The sequence below is a fragment of the Mesorhizobium sp. M7A.F.Ca.CA.004.12.1.1 genome, from assembly GCF_003997835.1.
Classification (GTDB): Bacteria; Pseudomonadota; Alphaproteobacteria; order Rhizobiales; family Rhizobiaceae; genus Mesorhizobium.
In genome coordinates this window covers 1-1,806 of record NZ_RZRK01001041.1, presented here as the reverse complement: position 1 = coordinate 1,806, position 1,806 = coordinate 1, and the positions used below count along the sequence as shown (strand labels likewise).

Here is a 1,806-nt window from a genome sequence, read left to right as displayed (position 1 = left end):
AAGTCATGGCCCGATCGATACCGGCATTTTCGTTGTCTTCCTGGTCTTCTTCTGGTGGCTCATCAGCGATTTCTCCGGGGGAAAAGACGGAATTGGCGCCAACGAAGCTGCAGTCGGGGAAAAGAGCATTGCTTTTCGACTCGGCCGGTTTCTGAGCCGCATTTTTCAACGCGGCTGAATCGCCACGAGATCCGGATAGCGCGGTTAAAGAATCACGGTCAGACAGCCTGCCCGAGACGCACCAAACGCGTCTCGCTTTGAGGGTCTTTCCACCAACTCTTCTAGGAATTTGGTGGGTGCGCACAGGATTGAACTGTGGACCCGCTGATTAAGAGTCAGCTGCTCTACCAACTGAGCTACGCACCCACTCGGCCGGCAAAAACCGGCGTTGGCGGGCATATAGCCGCCACCACCGGTCCTGTCCAGCCCTGCCGGAATCATTTCCCGACAAATCGACCGAGCATGCGTTCGATCAGATGAACAGCTTGCCCTCCGCCACCTTGATCGCGTTGCCGCCAATACGCGCCGAGGCCAGTTTTCCGCCTTGCACGGTCAGTTCGAGGCGGATGCGCGAAGGCCGGCCCATCTCCAGCCCCTGCTCGATCCACAGCTGCGAAATGCCGTCGGTCGGCGCGTCGAAATGCATGATGGCGCCGGCAAAGGCCGCAGCCGCCGAGCCGGTCGCCGGATCCTCGTAGGAAGGCGTGCCGGGCACGATCATGCGCACATGGAAGGCGCTTTCGTGGTTCACCGTCTCGCGGCAGTAGACATAGGGGCTGGCGAAGGCCCACTCGCTCTTGCGCGGCGCCAGTTCCGACCAGGCCTGGTTGTCCAGCCGGATGCGGCCCGCCGCCTCGAGATTGGCAACTGGAATGGTGACGTAGGGCACGCCGGCCGACCAGAACGCGACGCGGTGATTCTCGAAGCCGATCTCGTGCGGCGTCAGCCCAAGCGCCGCACCGATCGCCTCCGGATCGGCTTCGAGCTTCAGCGGCTCCGGCAGCTTCGCCAGGTCGAACTCGGCAAAAGTGTTGCCGTCATGCTTGCTGACGGCGCACCGCACCGGGCCGATGTTTTCCTCCAGCACGAAGATGCCGGCGCCGCCCTCCTCAGCCAGTTCGGCCAGCGCGATCGCGGCGCCGACCGTCGGATGGCCGGCGAACGGCATTTCATAGTCGGGCGTGAAGATGCGAATGCGGTTTCTGTGCTTGGGATTGTCCGGCGGCAGCACGAACACCGATTCCGACAGATTGAATTCGCGCGCGATGGCCTGCATCGCCGCCGTGTCCAATCCCTTGCTGTCCAGCACGACGGCCAAGGGATTGCCGGCCAGTCGCTCGGTCGTAAACACATCGTAGAGCAAGTAATTCCGGGTTTTCATTCCTGCCTCAATCCCAACATGGGCGAAATTTAATTTGATATTTGAACCAGTAAGCCTGATCTGTGCACAGACGGGATATTACGCATTATAGGGGTCCAGCGTGGACCAGATTGTCAATCTGCCAAAGACGGAATCGGATTCCGCCATCGAGACGGCGCTTGGGCTCGACAGAACGGGTCGGCGCAAATCGCGCCGGCGCGGCTGGCTCTATGCGCTGCTGGCGTTGATCGTGCTCGCTGCCGGGCTTGGCGTCTATCAGTGGTATGCCGGCTCGCCGGCCAGGATCGATTACACCACCGTGCCTGCCGCCAAGGCCGACCTCACCGTCGCGGTGTCGGCGACCGGCACGCTACAGCCCCTTACCCAGGTCGACATTTCAAGCGAACTGTCCGGCATCATCCGCTCGGTCTCGGCCGAGGAGAACC

The 1,806-nt window shown here is 61.6% G+C and carries 1 protein-coding gene, 1 tRNA gene and 1 pseudogene; 1 reads left to right on the top strand and 2 read right to left on the bottom strand.

Annotation, left to right across the window (positions count from 1 at the left end; all coding sequences use genetic code 11):
* Positions 1 to 290: 290 nt before the first annotated feature.
* Positions 291 to 366 (bottom strand) — tRNA-Lys (locus tag EN984_RS33325).
* Positions 367 to 472: 106 nt separating this feature from the next.
* Positions 473 to 1,381, bottom strand: coding sequence for a PhzF family phenazine biosynthesis protein (locus EN984_RS33320; protein WP_127268498.1), 909 nt, complete (start codon positions 1,379 to 1,381; stop codon positions 473 to 475).
* 100 nt (positions 1,382 to 1,481) lie between these two features.
* Between EN984_RS33320 and EN984_RS33315 the strand changes: the two are divergent.
* Positions 1,482 to 1,806 (top strand): annotated as a pseudogene (locus EN984_RS33315) (efflux RND transporter periplasmic adaptor subunit); the annotation flags it as partial.

Excerpts from the sequence above, each read along its gene's own strand:
- EN984_RS33320 (WP_127268498.1), bottom strand. The coding sequence starts at position 1,381 with ATGAAAACCCGGAATTACTTGCTCTACGATGTGTTTACGACCGAGCGA.